Below are 18622 nucleotides of genomic sequence, written 5' to 3' on the forward strand. Positions count from 1 at the left end.
CGACGCTCTACGTCAACATGATGCGCGACGCGGTCGGGCACCGGCACTTCGTCTATTCCGACGACGACGGCGACCAGATGTTCCACGCGACCGACGAGTCGGGCGAGTGGGTGTATTCGAAGCTCTTCGGGAGCAGCAGCAGCAGCGCGTGGGACATCGCCGCGGACATCGACGCCGCCGGCGACCTGCACGTTCTGCACTATCGCCGGAACACGGACGAATTGGAATGGATGATGTACACGACGAGATCCGGTGGCGCTTGGACGACGAAAGCTCTAGCCGGAGCCGCCGGAACGTTCAATGGTCGACCCGTCCTCGACGACCTCGGGCGAATTCACGTGCCCATGATTCGCGGTCTCTGGACGACGGTTTCGTATGGCGTGATGGACGCGGACGGCTGGAGCGAGTCGATCATCGAGGAAACGGACGAGCAGTATGCCTTCGGAGATGACGCGGCCCTCCGACTCGACTCGACGGGCACCCCCCACGTCTTCTACGCGAGCAAGCGGGACGAGGCGCTCCGCCACGCGGTGCGGACGGAAAGCGGATGGAGCATCGAGGACCTCGATACCGGCCACGTCTACTACGATACCTTCATGGAAATCGGGGAGGACGACGCGCTCCATGTGGCGTACGAATCGATCATCGGAGGCGCCAAGGCTTGGTATGCAACGAATGCGGGCGGCTCTTGGGCCAAGGAACTCATTTCCGTGGACCCGACGACGACCTACTGCACCGACTTCGTCTTGACGGACGATGAAACGCCGGTCTGTTCGTATCCGCAGGACGGATTCGCCGGCCTTGGAATGTACATCGCCGAGCGCGACGAGTCGGGTGGTTGGGCCGTCGAATTTTCGGACACGTCGAAAACCAGCCCCTTCGCTCGACTCCATCATGCATCGGACGATTCCCTCTGGTTGTACACAACATCGACGACCGCCAATCTGGCGACGAATGCGAATGGTGCATGGGAAAGTGAAACGGTCCCCTACGGCACACAATACGATGCGTTTGCCATCGACGATCTCGGTAAGGCCCATATTTTGAGTTCCGGCACCCCCTCGAGCAACGCAGACGGGATGGTCTACCAGACGAACAGAGATGGGTCGTGGGATTGGACGCCAATTTTCACGGAAACCGCGGAGGGGGCCGCATTTTCTCTGTTTGTGCAGCCAAACGATGAATTGTTCGGAATTTTCATCTCCGGTGGCGCGTTGATGACGGCCAGATTCCCGATGACGATCGGAGACTGAAAACGGCTCGATGGCCGAGCCGGTGTGCGCGATAAACAACTTATTGAGCGAAGCTGGGAGGAAGAACCATGAGAACCGGCAACAGGAGACGTGTGTTTGCGATCGCGCTCTGCATCATCGTTTTTCGTGCGGTATCCGCGTGGGCAAGCCCGTGCGTAATGAGCGAACCGCCCGAGGCACTCGGTGATCTGTTCACGGAATGCGAGAACGAATATGAGGACTTTCGCACGGAGCCCTTCGACACGAACGTGTCGAACGACACCTCGACCAAGATCGTCCGCGACGATTTCGTCATCGACCAGATGCAGGTCATGACCATTGGTCTCGACTACAGCCAAGACTGGAACGAGACCGAACCGAACCGCCAAGCGAAATATTACAGGGAATTTTGCACGTCCAGGGTTCGTTACCGTGCGATCGTGCGGACGGGCGGCGGCGGAAGCATGACCGAGGGCTGGACGTACGGCTTCCTCGCGACAGAACGCCCGGTTGATGAAGAAGGGCGCAAGATCGACTGCGAAGTCGACTTTCTCAACGGTCTTGGGCGGCCCGGAGTCCTCTTCCTCCCTGGCCTAGAAAATGTCGCGACTCCTTCGATGGCAGCGAAATACGCCGCGATGTTTTCCGCGGATACGCCGGACACAGGGGTGAATGCCGCAAAAGGAAAGGTCATGCTGCTCATGATCGCGCCTCCGGGGCACAAGGCGATCAGTGAGAAGCAAATTGATGAGGACGCCGACCCCAACGACGACTGTGAGGAAGATTTCTGTACGGTTTTCATGGGTCCCGGAGACACGGATTATGACGGTATATGGCATACGAGCCTCGGATTGCTTGGCAATGCGGCACCACCCGAATACGAGGACTATGACATCTCCGCCGCCATCGGAAAATCGCTGCTCGGCGGGTTCATCGGAGAGAACAACCCAAAACCCGATCGCCACATTCTGTGGTGGTACGCTGAATCTGCCATGAAAGGCATCAGCCTCTTCCAGCATTTCTTCGCCGATGAAACGAACCCGTGGACGAACGGCGAATTATTTGTTGGCGGTTTCAGTATGGGCGGCATCGCATCGATGATATCAAATGAGGCAGATCCGGGCAGCCGAGTCACAGGAACCTTTACGATTGCCTCTCACGTAGGCTTAGAGGACAATTTTCGGGTCCCGGGCGACTTCTTGGCCCTCAGGCTCCTGACCAGCGATGGCGCATGGTCGCCACCTGTTCACCAAGCCCCTTTCGTCTCGTGGGACTGTGATAGGTTCGACAGTCAAAGCTACCTCGAAACGCTGGGGGATGTCTATCCTCAAATCGCAATCGATCGCATGGACGCGTCGTGCCGGGTCGCGCGATACTTCAGTCCCCTTCTTTACGATCCGACGTTCGCCGAACGCCCGGTTCTGCTGGCTCAAGGGGCGCAAGACGAACCGTTCTCGGTACGTGGGATGGAACGCACGTGGATGTATCTCGCGGACTACCTCGGAACGGATCTCGCGAAGATGCATCTCGCGCCGGATCTGGATCACAAGTACTTCATGGGAATGGCCGGCGCGGCCGACGCGAATCTCCGGGACTATTATTCCATGAATTTGACCCCGTCGAAGGACCTCGACGCGGATGCATACCCGGACTTCGGTGAAGCGACATCGACGTTTGAGACATTTCTGAACGGCGACTGGATCAATCCGTCGGGTGTCTTTCAGAACCTCGACATGGACGCCCCGTTCGAGACGCTGGCGCTGAACAGGGTGCTCGGGACGGTTCGACACTTCATTCTGTCGAATGCGTCATTCCTCTTGGGTACGGCACCGGACCCGCCGGAGTTGGTTTCGTTGCCGCCTGCCCCCGTCTCCCCGACGACGCTGGAGCCCGGTGTCCTCGTCACTCGCTCCGTTCATCGGGTGCCGGGTATAGGCCAGGAACCGGATTACGACGTCGCCCAATACGAAATGATCTCCTGCTTCAGGCCGACAACCGTTGGCGAGGAGGCCGAGATATTTTTTCATGCGTCGGCGGATCGCTTCTGGCACGTTCTCCCGGGGTGCGAGGACGAATCGACGAACGACTACGACCGCTCGTCTCTGGGGAACGCGTCCTACTTGATCGACCAGCAGGACAACTACCTCTACAACACCACATTCGCCGAAAGAGACCCTGGCACCGCGCTGGCCCTGTATGTGGACAAGTGCCGGGCCGCGACGGGCGACTCGGATGTCAGCCGTTTCCACGACGGCTTTCTCGGTGTCGACGTGCTCGACGTCTATCCGTTCTATCCGGTCCCCGAGGATCACGAGTGCCGCGTCTTCAGCGTGGCGTTCGGCGATCCGATATCCGCCACGCCCAATTTCTCGGAACTTCGCTCCCCCCGCCAGTTCACGGCCTGGGCCGAACTGCGCGAGTACGACAATGGGAGTTATCTGGCCGGGACGACGACGCCTGTCACGATGGTCGGCACGAACGTGGTGCCGCCCACCGACGGTCCCCCTCCCTATGAGCAACACGTCCGTCCCGATGCCGGACCTCTCGAACTGCTGCTGCGGGCGTTGTTGGAGTTTCTCTTTCCCGATCGTTGGGTGCGTCTGGCATCCTTCGAGTTCCCGGTCACAACCTCGTGCGCTTCCCTCGAACTCGACGAGTGGCCGGACCCGGTGGACGAGGAGGTCTTTCTGGATCTCACCGGCTACGACGTCACGGTCCCCGCGTCCACATCCCTCGAAACCGGGCCGCAGGGGTTGATGATCGTCACCGACTGCGATTTCACGATCGAGTCCGGCGCTTCGCTGGGGATCGATCCCGACGACGACACGAATTCCGACATCACCATCGTGGCGCGGAACATTACGGTCGGCGGTTCGATCTCGAACGACTCGGACGTGTCGGGTTCGATTCATCTCGCGGCTTTCAATTCGATCGAGGTCGAGTCGGGGGCGGAGATTTCCGTGACGAACGCGGGACGCACCGATCCCTACGGCGCGGGAACGATTCGCCTTCAGTCGCAAGGCTCGCTCGTCATCGACGGGCAACTCGCGGCTAACGAGACGTTGCACGGCGGCGTGATCTCGGTGTTCGGCGAAGACGTGACGATCAACACGGATGCAAGTTTCGAGGCGGACGCCGACCCGATGGAGGAGGATTCCGGGGGAGGGTTGATCGCGATCCGCGCGAAGGACGACCTTGATGTGAACCACGAGAACCCGGATCATCCGACCTTCTCCGCCCAGGGTGAAGCGGACGGAACGATCCGCATGACCGCCTGCACCGCCGACACCGACGAGGGAGACTACGTTCCCGCAGCGGTGGTGGACGATGGGGAGTGCACCGACGAGACGCCGCTGGATCTCAGCGAAGTCGAGTGGTGCGACGGGTACGAGGGAACGGATCTGTGCTGCGTGGACGGCGATCCGTGCGATCTGGGCGATGACCGGATCTGCCAGTGCGGCGACACCTGCTCGTGGGAAGCGGGCGATTGCGAGAAGATCGACTTCGTCTTCAACATCTATGACGCCGAGTCGGAACTGCCGGTCGAAGGCGCGACCTGCACGCTGGTCAACAACTCCACCGGGCAGCCGCTCTCCCCGTCGATCGAGACGGAGTCGGACGCCGCGGGCAACTGCGACTTTTCGGTCGGCGAGGGACTTGAGGTCTCGGTGCGCGTCATGAAGACGGGATACCGACCGCTCTACGTCTTCAACATGATGCCTCCGGGGACGATGCGCATGTTCCTCGCCTCGGACAGCCTCGTCGACGACATCGCCGATTCGCTGAACGTCACGCAGGAGACCGGAACGGGCATCCTTTTCGGCGCGGTCTACTGGTCAGCGCCGTCCGAGTGGGAGGGTGTCGGCTGCGCCGTGATCTCGAACGACGCGGGCGCGACCCAGACGTTCTACCAGAACGAATACGGAGCGTTCACGGACGTGCGAACGAGTACGTGGACCGAACTGTATTCCGCATATCTGACATTCAACGTCGATGCCGGCGGTCCCTATACGGTGACAGCGACGGCGGGCGAGGAGGAAGAGGGGGCGTACGTCCCGAAGGTCTTCGAGACCGCGATCACGATGGCGCCCGTGGTGTTCGGAGACGAATACGAAACGAACCCGACGCCGGCCGAGTGCGAATAGTCCAACCCTGAACAAACCCGCCCCGGAAGCCCGCGAGGGTTTCCGGGGCGGGGCAGAACGTTCCATCATCGTTGCATACGAGGCTTTTCCCGCGTCTCGCGGTCCCCCATCTGACCGATCTTGCCGTTCCTCATTGACACGCCACTCGCTCGCCCGCACACTCAACTGATAACCAGAAACCAGTCCGGTTTGTTGCCGGATTTGGAGCGATCCATGGGCAAGAAAGCCATCGCGCTGCTGTCGGGCGGGCTCGATTCGACGCTCGCGGCGAAGATGATGATGGAGCAGGGCGTCGAGGTGATCGGCCTCAACTTCGTCAGCCCGTTTTGCCCGTCGTGCCGAACTGCCGGCGACGGGGGCGAATCGAAGATCCAGACGGCGCAGCGGCAGCTTGGCGTGCCGGTGCGTTTCGTGCCGCTCGACGAGGACTACGTGGACGTCATCCGCCACGGCCGTTTCGGCTACGGCGCCGGCGTGAACCCGTGCATCGACTGCCGCATCTACACGATGAAAAAGGCGAAGAAGGTGATGGAGGACGAGGGCGCGGATTTCATCGTCAGCGGCGAGGTGCTCGGCCAGCGCCCGATGAGCCAGCGCAAGGACGCCATGGAGACCATCGACGAACAATCCGACATGGGCGGAATCTTGCTGCGTCCGCTCTCCGCCCGCGAAATGCCGCCGACCAAGCCGGAGCAGGACGGCACGCTCGACCGCGACCGGCTCGGCGCGATCACGGGACGCTCGCGCAAGGAGCAGTTCGCGCTCGCGAAGAAGTACGGCGTCACCGATTTCCCGACTCCCGCCGGCGGGTGTCTGCTCACCGATAAAAACTTCGCCGTGCGCGTGCGCGATCTGTTCGACCGGCAGGACGAGGTGCTGTTCCGCGATCTCCAGATCCTCCAGTTCGGCCGGATCGTGAAGCTGCGCGACCAGGTGCGCGTGGTCGTCGGCCGCAACGAGCGCGAGAACGCCATGTTGGAGGCGTATCAGGACCGGGCCAGGGCGTTCTTGATGCCGGAGAATTTCCAGGGGCCCTCGGCGCTGATTCTCGGCGAGCACACCGAGGCGGATCGGATCGACGCGGCGCGGATGATTCTCTTCTGGACCAAAAAGCGACCGACCGAACCGATGCTGGTCTGGTGCGAGGCGGGAAACCGAAAAGGCGTGATTTCCGTCACCGATCCATATCCGGAAGGGCCGCTTCGTGAGAAAATGATTTAAGGAAACGCTCGAAACCTTCGATGAAATGTCGTTAGGATGAATCGCGTCATGGTCCTTACGCCCGTCTTGGGCGAGTATCGGGCCAGGATGCTTGGGATGCGCAGGGCGTTGCCGTTCGAGGTGGCATGAAATTTCGCGAAAAAATTCTCGTCGTCGATCCGGACTCCACCGTGCGCGAGAGTCTGGTGAGCCTGTTCGAGTCGCAGGAGTTTGGCGTGACCTCCGCGCGCGACGCGGCCGAGGCGATGAGCATTCTCGAGACGGAGTTCATCGCCCTCGTCATCGTCGATACGCACCTGCCGAAGACGGGTGGATTCGCGTTGATGGACTACGTGCAGGCGTCACACCCCGGCGTGGACTGCGTGGTGACGACGGCCTACAACGACTTCGAGATCGCGCAAAAGGCGATGGAAAAGGGCGCGTACGACTTCGTCGTCAAGCCTTTCCACAGCTATTCCATGCTCATGTCGGTCCAGCGCGCCATCGAAAAGCGCCGGCTCGCCCTCGAAAACCGCGATTTCCAGACGAATCTCGAAAAGAAGATGAAGGAACAGCTCCTGTCGCTGCGTCTGCGCAACGAGGAGAAGCAGAACCTCATCAACAACACGATCAACAGCCTCGTCCACACGCTCGAAGCCAAGGACAAGTACACCGAGGGTCACTCGCGGCGCGTGGCGGACACGGCGCTGGCGGTGGCGAAGCGGCTCGGCCTGTCGCCGCGCGATCAGGAGGAGCTGCATCTCGCCGGGCTCTTCCACGACATCGGCAAGATCGGCGTGCGCGAGTCGGTGCTCCACAAAGAGGGCAAGCTGACGCCCGAGGAGTACGAGATCATCAAGGAGCACGTGGTCATCGGCGTGAAGATCCTCGAACAGATCCCGCAGTTTCGGCGGATTTCGATGATCGTGCGTCACCACCACGAGTTTTACGATGGCAGCGGCTATCCGGACGGCCTCGCCGGGGCGGACATCCCGCTCGGCGGACGCATCCTCGCGGTTTGCGACGCCTACGACGCCATGACGTCGGATCGTCCCTACCGCCGCGCGCTGTCCGACGAAGACGCCTGCCGGATCATCATCCGCAACGCCGGCCTCCAGTTCGATCCCGATCTGGTCGATGTTTTCCTGCGCGCCATTGGTGTCGAGAAGGAAAAGGCGTCGTAAAGGCACGCGGTCGAGCCGAAAACCCCGGCGATCTCGCGTTCTTCATAATTTACTTTCAACTTTTCGCGGATCTCGCCGATAAATATGGTGATTTGGGCTTTCCCAATGGGTGGCTGCGTTGCGCGCGAAACGACCAATCCTGCGTTTCGGACTCATCGTGTGTTCCGCGTTGGCGGTTTTCGCGACATTTGGCGCCGCGACCTTCGAGGGTCAGGACGAGGATGACAACCTCGTCGCGGCCGAGTGCGAGGTCTCGGCGACCGAGGACCTGATCGAGGACGACGGCGCATGGGATTCGCTGTTCACGGCGTTCCCCGGCACCCAGTACATCACCTGCATCGAGCCCGAACAGTTTCCGTCATATCTCGTGGAAGTCTCGGGATTTCTGGTCGGGATCGAGGAAACGTCTTCGATGCGATGGGTGGTCTATTCGGCTGCGGACGCAATCTCGCCGCCCGACAGCGCCCCGTGGTTCGTTTCCGACGTGTTTGATCCGCCCGGCGCGGGATTCTTCAGCTTCGATGTTTCGGGAGAACCGGTTTTCGCGACGCCGATCGCGAGCGGCGCGTGGTGCATGGGCGTGGAGTTTCAGGCGGGACCCGGCGACAGCGGCGTGGGACTCGATCAGGATGTGCCGCACGCGGGGCATGGGTGGGTCGGAAACGACGAAGACGGGTGGACGGGTTGGGACGTGGTGCGTCCCGACGGCAACGTGATGTTCCGCGCCGTGACGGAATACTGCCTTGTGACGACCACGACGACGACAACTACGACGACGACCACCAGCACGGAACCGACGACCACGACCAGCGAACCCACGACCACGACGTCGGAACCGACGACAACGACGACCACGACGACGACGGGTTCGACCTCAACGACCGCGCCGACAACCACCACCAGCGTTCCCACGTCCACCACGACCACGACGCAACCCGGCGACGACGATACGGATGACGACGCGGATGATGATACCGACGATGACGCGGACGACGACGCCGATGACGACACGGACGATGACGCCGATGACGACACGTCGGATGACGATACCGCGGACGACGATGCGACCGATGACGATGTGAGCGACGACGACGCGCAGCCCGCGCCGACGCCGGTCGATGAATCCGTGGAATACACCGGCGGATCGTGCTCGTTATGAGACGCGCGTCGATCATCGTCGCCGTCGTTCTGCTCGTCGCCGCGCCGGCTGCGGCGGTCGATCAATCGTACAACGCGCAGATGTTCCGCCCGAGCATCTTCAACGGGCGATTCCTCGCGATCGAGGACGCCGCGACGATGCCCCGGATGTGTTACGGATTCGGGCTTTACGGCGACTACGCGTCGGGTCTCGTCGAGCAACGCATCGATGACAATTTCGACTCAGCGGTCTTCGCGTCGGTGGCGACCGCGCATTTGACCGCGGCGTTTTCGCCATGGCGCTGGCTGAGCATGGGTGTCGAAGCGCCGTTTCACGTGCGCGCTCGCGGCAAATCGCTCGACGACATCGAGCAGCTCGGCGCAAAAAGCGCCCTGCAGGAGAACGTCAGCGCCTTCGGCGATCTCAAGGGCGAGATCAAGTTCGGTTTGGTGCGCGACGACCCCGGCCCCTTCGGCCTCGCGCTGGCGACCTTCGCGACATTTCCAACCGGAGACCCCGATCACCTGTTGGGCGAGGGCACGGTCAATCCCGGCGCGAAGCTGATTCTCGAAAAGGATTTTGGCGTCTTCGACATCGCCGTGAGCGGAGGATATCTCTACCGACCGCGCCGCGACGTCTTGGGTCTGGACGTGGGCGATTCGATCCTCTTCGGCGCGGGCATCGCACGGGATTTCGCGTCGGGATTCGGTTTTTCCATCGAATATTTCGGTGAGTCGTTCTGGTCCGACATGAACAAGACCAACGACGAGATCCGAACTGTGCCGATGGAGGCGCTGGCCACGCTGCGCTGGAAGTTCGGATCGGGCATGCGCGTGATCGGCGGCGGCGGCGGCGGCTTCGGCGGCGGACTCGGATCGCCGCAGTACCGCGCCGTCGCGGGATTCGACTACTACCCGACCTGCGTGAAAAAGGTCGTGTACGTTCCACAGGGGCGACTCGATGTCGTCGTGACGAACGACGCGGGCGAGCCGCTCGCGGCGACGCTCGATGTGACGGGGACGAAGTCGTTTTCGGTGACGGCGGATGCGTCGGGGTCGTGGGGCGCGGTGATCGAGCCGGGACCGTACACGATCGCGGCGTCCTCCGCGGGATACATCGCGCAGACGGCAATTGTGGACGTGCCCGACGCACAGCAGCGGACGGTTTCATTCGCGCTGGCGCCCGTTCCGCCGCCGCTCCCGCAACTGACCGTTCGCGTCATCTTCGAGAAAGACAAATCGGCGATCGCGAATTCGACGATCACGATCACCCGCATGGACGAGCCGGGATCGATTACGCACGAGTTGCCCGCCGGGACATGGACGGGTGAATTGTCTCCCGGGGAGTACCTCGTGCGCGGCTCGGGCGTCGGATTCACCTTCGAAGACGTGAGCGTTTTGCTCGCGCCCGGTGAACAGCGCGAGGTCACCATCGTCCTTCAGAAGAAAGTCATCCTCACCGGCACGATCCACTTCTTTTTCGACTCGCCGCGCATTCGAGACATCTCGAACCCCGTGCTGTTGGACGCGCTCGAAAAGATCAAGGCGGAACAAGGCGCGGGCGGCGTCAAGCGCGTTCGCATCGAGGGACACACGTCGAGCGAAGGTTGGATCGTGCACAACGAGCGCCTGTCGCAGCGGCGCGCCGAGGCTGTGCGCGCGTGGCTCATCCAGCGCGGCGTCGATCCCAAGTTGCTTTACGCCGTCGGCTACGGTCCGTCCAAGCCGATCGCGCCCAACACCAACGAGCCCGACCGGCAGAAGAACCGCCGCGTCGAGTTCGTCTTCGAACACGAAATCGAGGAATAGAACCGGCTCATATTCGCGTTCGGGGTGACGTTCGTCATGGAATTAGGATTGACTAAATAATGAATTAGGTCCAGATTTCCATGTCAAAGAGGGTCTCCATGAAGCGTTTTCGGAATTTCCGATTCCCGCCGACCATTCGGCGGATGTTCGTCGCCATCGCGCTCTTGTCGATCGTTCCCGCTTGCAAGGGTGCCGCGCCGACGCAAACCGAATCCGGCGGCCCTCCCGTCGAGTCCGGCCCGATCAAGGCCGTCGGCACGATCGGCATGGTCACCGATGTTGTGCGCATCGTGGGCGGGGAGCATGTTCGGGCAGCGGGCTTGATGGGGCCGGGGACGGACCCGCACTTGTACAAGGCGAGCGAATCCGATATCCGTCTGCTCTCCGGGGCGGACATCGTTTTTTACAACGGCCTTCATCTCGAGGGGAAACTCGGCGATATCCTCGTGTCGCTGGCGCGAAAAAAACCGGTGATTCCGGTCACCGGCAAGATCGACCCCGCGAAGCTGCGCGAACCGCCGGAGTTTCAGGGCAACTACGACCCGCATGTCTGGTTCGACGTGTCGATGTGGGCGAGCGCCGCCGCGGCGATCCGCGACGGTCTTGCCGAAGTTGTCCCTGCGCACAAGGCCGATTTCGAGAAAAACGCCGCCGCCTACGTCGAAGAGTTGCGGGCGCTTCATCAGTGGGTCGGCGAGCAGATTCGGACGATTCCGCCGGAGCGGCGGGTGCTCATCACGGCCCACGACGCGTTCGGATATTTCGGCCGGGCGTACGGACTGGAGGTGCGCGGGATTCAGGGCATCAGCACCGAGAGCGAGGCCGGAGTGAAAGAGATCAACGCGCTGGTCGATTTGATCTCGTCGCGCGGCGTGAAGGCCGTGTTCGTCGAGTCGAGCGTGCCGCGTAAAAACGTCGAGGCCCTCGTCGAAGGCGCGCGGTCGCGCGGAGCCGAGGTCACCGTCGGCGGCGAACTCTTCAGCGATGCGATGGGCGCGGAGGGATCGCCCGAGGGCACCTACGTCGGCATGGTGCGTCACAACGTCAACACCATCGTGACCGCGCTGAAGTGAGACGGGCATGAATTCTCCGGAACCTCGTCCCTGGTCGGATTCGAACGACGCTCCCCCGTTGCTCGTTCGGGATCTGACCGTCGCCTACCACCGCAAACCCGTGCTTTGGGACGTCGATCTTACGCTTCCCGCGAAACGCCTCATCGCGATCGTCGGCCCGAATGGCGCGGGAAAAAGCACGTTCATGAAGGCTGTCCTCGGGCTCATCCCCCGTGCCAGCGGCAAGGTTGAGATCTTCGGCAAGCCGTACGAGGAACAGCGGTCACTCGTCGGCTACGTTCCGCAGCGGGAGTCGGTCGATTGGGACTTTCCCGTGAGCGCGCTCGAGGTCGTCCTGATGGGGCGCTACGGCCATGTCGGTTGGTTTCGGCGGCCGGGCAAGGCCGATGCGGCGCTTGCGCGCGCTTGCCTCGAGAAGGTCGGCATGGGCGCGTTCGCCAAACGCCAGATCAACCAGCTCTCGGGCGGACAGCAGCAACGCGTGTTTCTTGCCCGGGCGCTCGCGCAGGACGCGCGGTTGTACTTCATGGACGAACCATTCGCGGGCGTGGACGCGGCGACCGAGCAGGCCATCTTGAACCTGCTTCACGAACTCAAGGATTCCGGCCGAACAGTGGTCGTCGTGCATCACACCCTGCAAACGGTACGCGATTATTTCGATCACCTGGTTCTGCTCAACATGCGCGTCGTCGCCAGTGGGCCCGTCGAGGACACGTACACGACGGAAAACCTGCAAAAGACGTACGGCGGTCGGCTGACGCATCTCGATCAGGCGGCGGAAGCCGTGCGGCGGGCGACGCGATGATCGTGAATCGACCCTCGGAAACGTGATGCCCATTCGGCGACTCGCCATTGTGCTGGGAATTCTGATTGGGGTGCAGGTCGCCGCGCACGCCTTGATCGGTCCCACGGGTGTGGTGCGTGCCGTCGAGTCCGTCGCGGGCGCGGTGGGCATTCGCTACAACACACTCCTCGTGCTCCTCGGAACGAGCCTGCTGGGCGCGGCGTCCGGGATCATCGGTTCTTACGCCGTTCTTCGCCGTCGATCGCTGGTCGGCGACGCGGTCGCCCACGCGGCGCTGCCCGGCGTGGCCGCGGCATTTCTCATCATTCGCGAGCGCGACTTCACCTGGCTGCTCGGCGGCGCGTTGGCGGCAGGGCTTCTCGGCTCGTCGTGCGTGTCCTGGCTGCAGCGCCACACGCGCATCAAGGCCGACGCCGCGATCGGAATCGTGCTGTCGGTCTTTTACGGCGCGGGCATCGCGCTGTCGGGCATCGCGCAGAACGACCCGACGGGCCGGCAAGCCGGACTCGATTCGTTTCTGCTCGGCAAGACGGCCGGCATGGTGAGTCAGGATCTCGTGTTCATCGCCCTCGTCGGCGCGAATATCGTGGCCATCACGCTGCTGCTCTACAAAGAATTCAAGCTCCTGTCTTTCGACTCGGCCTTCGCCGCGGTCCAGGGATTTCCCGTGCTCGCGCTCGACGCGCTCATGATGGCGCTGCTGGTCGCCGCGGTGGTCATCGGGCTTCCCGCGGTCGGCGTCGTGCTCATGGCGTCGCTCATCATCTTGCCGGGCGTGTCGGCTCGATTCTGGACGGAGCGCCTGAGTTACATGCTCGTTCTCTCGGCGATATTCGGACTCGCGACCGGAGCGGCCGGCACGGCGGCGAGCGCCCATTGGTCGGAGTTCCCGGCCGGGGCGATGATCGTGCTCACCGGCGCGGCGATCTTTTCCGTTTCCATGCTCTTCGCTCCGCGTCGCGGGGTCATATCCCGGGCGTTGTCGTTCGCGTCGATGCGCACACGGGTAGCCCGGCAAAACCTGCTGCGCACGCTCTACGATCTGTCCGATCCGGACCCCGTGGCCCGCCCGTCGATTCCGCTCGATCGGGTATCGGCCGCGAGGTCGTGGACCGCAAGTCACGTCCGGCGCGAACTCGCAAACGCGGCGCGTCGGGGGCAGGTCGAACTGTCGGACGGGAAGGTCCGGCTGACGGGACAGGGGCTCTCGGACGCCGCGACCGTCGCCAAGTCACGGCGACTGTGGGAGCTGTTTCTCATGCGCTACGCCGACGTCGCCGGCGACTACGCCGATCGGGACACGACGCAGCTCGAACAGGCGCTCCCACCCGCGCTGGTCGCCGAACTCGAAACCACGCTTCACGCGGAGGGCCGTTGGCCCGCGCCCGCAAAAGCGCATGGGTCGGCGGGGGCGGCGTGATGGGCACCGTGCTTGGCATCGACGCCATCGCGTTCTGGATCGTCGTCACCGGGGCGATGGTCGGCGTGTCCGGAGCGTTGCTCGGCAACTATCTGGTGTTGCGCCGCCTGAGCCTCATGGGCGACGCTATATCGCACGCAATCCTGCCGGGGCTCGCGATTTCCTTCGTGGTAACGCAGTCCCGCGCGCCGTTCGCCAGGTTGATTGGAGCCGCGCTCGCGGGGCTCGCGACGGCCGCGCTGACCGAATGGATTCGCCGATTCGCCGGAGTGCCGGAGGACGCGGCCATGGGCGTCGTCTTCACGACGCTCTTCGCCGCGGGCGTCGTCATCATCACGCGTTCGGCGAGTGCCGTCGATCTCGATCCCGGGTGCGTCCTGTATGGCATTCTCGAGTCGGCTGCGCTCGATACGCACCCGATTTGGGGTTTCGAAGTTCCGCGCATCACGGTCACGATGGGCGTCATGACCGCTGCCGTGATCGCGTTCGTGCTCGCGTTCTGGAAGGAGATCAAGATCGTCTCCTTCGACCCCGACCTAGCGACAACCGTCGGCATCCGGGCGTCATGGGTCCACGCGCTCCTGATGTTCATGACCGCCGCGTATTGCGTCGCGGCGTTTGAAGCGGTCGGTTCAATCCTCGTCGTGGCCATGCTGATCGTACCGCCGGCGACGGCGTACCTGCTAACCGATCGGCTCTGGCTCATGGCGCTCCTCTCCGCTGCGCTGGGCGCTTCCGCCGCGCTCGTCGGTCGCTTCGGCGCGAGCGCTCTCGCCACGTCGGCGGCGGGGATGATGGCGGTCGCCGCGGGGCTGACCTTCGCGCTGGCGGTCCTGTTCGCGCCGCGATACGGATACGTCGCGAAGCGCGTCTCGCGCGCCGCCGCCGCGCTCAACGTCGTCCGCGAAGATCTCCTCGGACTCCTCTACCGACTCCGCGAGGTGTCGCCCGATCGGCGGCTCTCGGAAACCGAAGCCCTGGCGGCGGTGGGCGGCGAAATCTGGGCGAGAATCGCGCTGACGGCCGCGCTTCGATCGGGTGAAATCCGGCGGGATGCCGATTCCGTGATCCTGACCGAGCGCGGCGCATCGCGCGCTTCGAATCTGATTCGCGGGCATCGATTGTGGGAGAGCTATCTGGAGAAGTATTTCGGCGTCGCGCCGGACCGCGTACACGGGCCGGCGGATCGCGTCGAGCACTATCTGACGGACGACCTGCGCGAAGACCTCGCCGGGCACCTGGGAAATCCCGATCTCGACCCCCACGGGCGACCGATCACGGATCGAATTCCGGCGTCGCGCAGAAAATCGGCGCGCTGAGCGCGCTCAGGTCGCTTCTTCGCGAGTGACAAGCACGCGATCGGCGGCGTTGAGACCGATCACACGGCGGCGGCGTCGACGCCCAGAGCCCACGACAACGTGCAACGGACCCTCGAACGGACTGCGTTCTTCCACCTCGATCGCCGAATCGGGCTCGATGCCGAGCGTCGCCAGATAACGCAGGAGTTCCGGCGAATCGTCCCGAATTCGCACCACGCGGGCGCTTCGACCCACGGCGAGATCGCGCAGCGACATCGACGCCACGGTCTCCATCGCGCCGTCGGCCGCGGGGATCGGCGAGCCGTGGGGGTCGTGGGCGGGATGGTCGAGCAGGGCGGCGACCCGTGTCTCGAAGCGCTCGGAGATATGATGCTCGAGCTGTTCGGCTTCCTCGTGGACTTCGTCCCACGAGTACCCCAGCACGCGCATCAGAAAAGTTTCGAGCAGGCGATGGCGGCGCAACACACGCAACGCCTGTCGTCGCCCCTCGTCCGAGAGCGTGACGCCGTGGTGACGCCGGTACTTCACGAGCGGAGGTTTTTCGCCCGCGAGGCGTTTGATCATCTCCGTGACCGACGGCGACGCGACGGCGAGGCGCTCGGCGAGCGCCGTGGTCGTGGCGCGACCGTGCTCTTCCTCGATTTCGAAGATGGCTTTGAGGTAGTTCTCGACGGATACGGAACCCATCAGATCGCGAACCTCGCGCTCTGTCGCCGGCGGATTTTCATGCGGTGGTTGGTCGGCGGCTTCAATCCGATCCGTTGTCTCCGCAACCGCAGCATCCGCCGGTCACCTGGCCTTCCGGCCAACCGGCATCGTCCTCTTTTTCGCCGGAGGGCGTCGGGTCGGCCAGCGGCGTCTCTTCGTCGTCATCCGTCGGCGGCTCGACGTCATCGTCCTCGTCGGGCTCATCGCAGGAATCTTCGTCTTCCAGACAGATCGCGCCGTCCGGACACGGGTTGCCCGCGTGAAGGCACTGTTGCGTCTCTTCCTCGCAGGTCTCGTCGCCGTTGCAGAACGCGCCGTCGTCCACGCAAACGGGATTCGTTTCGCAGGCGTCGGACAGTTCGTTGCACTCCTCGTAGCCGTTGCAGAAGACGCCGTCATCCGAGCACGGATTGCCCGAACTCTCGCACTCGTTGTTGTCTTCGTTGCAGGTCTCCTCGCCGTTGCAGAAGACGCCGTCTTCACCGGGGCAGGGCACGCCGAACTGCCAGCACTGGTCGGTGAACTCGTTGCACTGCTCCGTGCCGTTGCACCACAGACCGTCGTCCAGGCACGGACCCTCCGTGGCCGGTTCGCACTCGCCGGTGTCCGTGTTGCACGTTTCCGCACCGTTGCAGAACTGATGGTCGCTGCACTGGTCGTCGTTGGTGCAGGGGCAGGGCGAATCGCCGTCGCAATCCTGATCGATCCCGTCGCAGTCGATCTCAGTGGCGCCGGGGTGGACATTCGGATCGGAGTCGTCGCAGTCGTCTCCGCCGCACTGGCCGCCTTCGTAGCCGTCGTTGTCGAGGTCGCAGTCGATGTCGCACCAAAACATCAGGTTGATGGAGTAATCGCGGTTGTCGTAGAGGTTGAACGCGTCGATCTGCGGATCGCTGGCGAAAAGGTTGGTGTCGCCGATGATGAACATCTTCCAGTCGGGGTGCACGCTCGGGTCCGGGATCGCCGCGATGGTGAAGGGGCCGTTCTGCGATGGGAACTCGAGCAGGTACGACTGCGCCGACGAGAAGTACAGGCCACTGTCGGGATTGTCGGTTTCGAGATGGCTGCAACGCGGGTGCACCACGGTGCCGACGCCCTCATTGAGGCAGTGGTCGGAAAAATCCGTGAGCAGGATCCACTTGTTGTAGAGGTAGTAACTCGTCGGTTCGTACACCTGGGAATCGACGATCTGCACGCCGGTCTCGAGATCGTCGAGCAGATTGTTGACGTACTGGTTCGTCCAGCCGCCCGCGCCGCCGGGGTCGTATCCGCCCCACTCGCCGAAGACGATCAGGATCTTGCCGGCGTCGAGATACGCCTCGATGGTGGTGACGTCGCTCGGCGAAAAGGCCATCTGCGGCAGACTCATGACCACCACGTCGTAGTTCATCAAATTCGCGAAATCCGACTGCACGTACACGTCGAAGCCATACAGTTCGAAGGTCTGGATGAAAGCGACGAACTCCGTGCTGGGATCCCCGGTGTCCGTGTACGGAAAGTGGGACGTGTCGAAGAGGACCTTGCGGGTTGCGGCGATCGCCGGCGATCCGGATCGCGCCGGCAACGATCGTGGCGGAACCAGCGTGTCGAATCCCCCGGAGCCCGGCGCGACGAGCGCGTCATGCGCAATCGGCACTCCGGCTTGCGCGGACCCGACCACCATCATCATCAGTACGACCATGGACGCCAAAACCCGGAATGTCATCTGATTCTCCATCCGCGCGACAAAACGCGCCAGAATGCTAGCACAACCGCGGTTTCGGTCAAACGCCGAATCGGGGGAAAACGTGTGCGAAATCGCGGAATTCGACCCGCAAGCAGCCTGCGCCCCACGAATTTCCGATGTCCGAACCGCGCTTGTTCCGCGCGTGGGATGCTGCTAATCTCCGCGCCCGCGGTTTGGCGCCGTGTCGTTTTCCGACATCCGGGCCCGTCGCGCCGGTTCCGTGCGAACCGACGGCGGGCACCGGCGCATCCGCGTGTCGAAACCACACGCAACGCGAGGGAGAGCCCGTCCCGCCATGCCCAAGCGCACGGACATCCGCAAGATTCTGCTCATCGGCTCCGGTCCGATCGTCATCGGCCAGGCATGTGAATTCGACTACTCCGGCACGCAGGCCTGCAAGGCGCTGCGTGAAGAGGGGTACGAGGTCGTTCTGCTCAACTCCAATCCGGCGACGATCATGACGGATCCGGAGATGGCGAACCGCACCTACATCGAGCCCATCACACTCGACGTACTGGAAAAAATCTTCATCCGCGAGCGGCCCGACGCGATGCTGCCGACCATCGGCGGCCAGACGGCGCTCAACCTCGCGACCGATGCGTGGGAGTCGGGGCTCATCGAGCGCTACAACGTCGAGCTCATCGGCGCGAAGTATGAGGCGATCCACAAAGCCGAGGACCGCGAGGCGTTCAAGGGTGCGATGCACAAACTCGGCCTCGCGGTGCCGCGCTCGGTCTACGCGGCGACCGTCGCCGAGGCCGAGGCGTTCACCGAGGTGATCGGATTCCCGGTCATCATCCGCCCCAGTTTCACGCTGGGCGGCACCGGCGGAAGCATCGCGTACAACCGCAAGGAGTTCGAGCG

General features: G+C 63.0%; 13 protein-coding genes. 11 read left to right on the forward strand and 2 right to left on the reverse strand.

The window, feature by feature from the left end; translation table 11 throughout:
* The 10 genes from IT350_08825 to IT350_08870 all read left to right on the forward strand — a co-directional run.
* On the forward strand, positions 1-1253 hold a 1253-nt coding region (locus tag IT350_08825), incomplete at its 5' end, for a hypothetical protein (GenBank protein MCC6158145.1).
* Between the two features lie 68 nt (positions 1254-1321).
* Positions 1322-5377 (forward strand): hypothetical protein, encoded by a 4056-nt coding sequence (locus tag IT350_08830; GenBank protein ID MCC6158146.1) that lies wholly within the window; start codon positions 1322-1324, stop codon positions 5375-5377.
* Between the two features lie 213 nt (positions 5378-5590).
* Positions 5591-6598: a hypothetical protein gene (locus IT350_08835; protein MCC6158147.1), complete on the forward strand. Its 1008-nt coding sequence runs from the start codon at positions 5591-5593 to the stop codon at positions 6596-6598.
* A gap of 125 nt (positions 6599-6723) precedes the next feature.
* Positions 6724-7761, forward strand: a complete 1038-nt coding sequence (locus IT350_08840; protein MCC6158148.1) for an HD domain-containing protein — start codon at positions 6724-6726, stop codon at positions 7759-7761.
* Positions 7762-7879: 118 nt separating this feature from the next.
* The gene (locus tag IT350_08845; protein ID MCC6158149.1) at positions 7880-8920 is read left to right on the forward strand and encodes a hypothetical protein; all 1041 of its coding nucleotides are present in this window, start codon (positions 7880-7882) and stop codon (positions 8918-8920) included.
* Entirely contained in the window at positions 8908-10707 is a 1800-nt protein-coding gene (locus tag IT350_08850) for an OmpA family protein (protein ID MCC6158150.1), read from the forward strand. The genes IT350_08845 and IT350_08850 overlap by 13 nt, the downstream gene beginning before the upstream one ends.
* A gap of 143 nt (positions 10708-10850) precedes the next feature.
* Positions 10851-11780 carry a zinc ABC transporter substrate-binding protein gene (locus IT350_08855; protein ID MCC6158151.1) on the forward strand — a complete coding sequence of 310 codons (930 nt, stop codon included), beginning with the start codon at positions 10851-10853 and terminating at the stop codon, positions 11778-11780.
* 7 nt (positions 11781-11787) lie between these two features.
* On the forward strand, positions 11788-12585 hold the full coding sequence (locus IT350_08860; GenBank protein MCC6158152.1) for a metal ABC transporter ATP-binding protein: 798 nt from the start codon (positions 11788-11790) through the stop codon (positions 12583-12585).
* Positions 12586-12610: 25 nt separating this feature from the next.
* Positions 12611-14005, forward strand: a complete 1395-nt coding sequence (locus IT350_08865; protein MCC6158153.1) for a metal ABC transporter permease — start codon at positions 12611-12613, stop codon at positions 14003-14005.
* A complete protein-coding gene (locus tag IT350_08870; GenBank protein MCC6158154.1) occupies positions 14005-15324 on the forward strand; it encodes a metal ABC transporter permease in 1320 nt (439 codons plus the stop codon). The genes IT350_08865 and IT350_08870 overlap by 1 nt, the downstream gene beginning before the upstream one ends.
* A gap of 6 nt (positions 15325-15330) precedes the next feature.
* Here IT350_08870 and IT350_08875 read toward each other — a convergent pair whose 3' ends face one another.
* A complete protein-coding gene (locus tag IT350_08875) occupies positions 15331-16011 on the reverse strand; it encodes a metal-dependent transcriptional regulator (protein MCC6158155.1) in 681 nt (226 codons plus the stop codon).
* Positions 16012-16072: 61 nt separating this feature from the next.
* A complete protein-coding gene (locus IT350_08880) occupies positions 16073-17737 on the reverse strand; it encodes a putative metal-binding motif-containing protein (protein MCC6158156.1) in 1665 nt (554 codons plus the stop codon).
* 316 nt (positions 17738-18053) lie between these two features.
* Between IT350_08880 and carB the strand changes: the two genes are divergently transcribed.
* On the forward strand, positions 18054-18622 hold a 569-nt coding region (gene carB / locus IT350_08885; protein MCC6158157.1), incomplete at its 3' end, for a carbamoyl phosphate synthase large subunit.

It is taken from the genome of Deltaproteobacteria bacterium (genome assembly GCA_020845895.1).
GTDB lineage: Bacteria > Lernaellota > Lernaellaia > JACKCT01 > JACKCT01 > JADLEX01.

Coding starts and splice junctions, on each gene's coding strand:
- IT350_08840 (MCC6158148.1), top strand. CDS start 6,724: ATGAAATTTCGCGAAAAAATTCTCGTCGTCGATCCGGACTCCACCGTG.
- IT350_08870 (MCC6158154.1), top strand. CDS start 14,005: ATGGGCACCGTGCTTGGCATCGACGCCATCGCGTTCTGGATCGTCGTC.
- IT350_08860 (MCC6158152.1), top strand. CDS start 11,788: ATGAATTCTCCGGAACCTCGTCCCTGGTCGGATTCGAACGACGCTCCC.
- IT350_08880 (MCC6158156.1), bottom strand. CDS start 17,737: ATGACATTCCGGGTTTTGGCGTCCATGGTCGTACTGATGATGATGGTG.
- IT350_08875 (MCC6158155.1), bottom strand. CDS start 16,011: ATGGGTTCCGTATCCGTCGAGAACTACCTCAAAGCCATCTTCGAAATC.
- IT350_08835 (MCC6158147.1), top strand. CDS start 5,591: ATGGGCAAGAAAGCCATCGCGCTGCTGTCGGGCGGGCTCGATTCGACG.
- IT350_08830 (MCC6158146.1), top strand. CDS start 1,322: ATGAGAACCGGCAACAGGAGACGTGTGTTTGCGATCGCGCTCTGCATC.
- IT350_08855 (MCC6158151.1), top strand. CDS start 10,851: ATGTTCGTCGCCATCGCGCTCTTGTCGATCGTTCCCGCTTGCAAGGGT.
- IT350_08865 (MCC6158153.1), top strand. CDS start 12,611: ATGCCCATTCGGCGACTCGCCATTGTGCTGGGAATTCTGATTGGGGTG.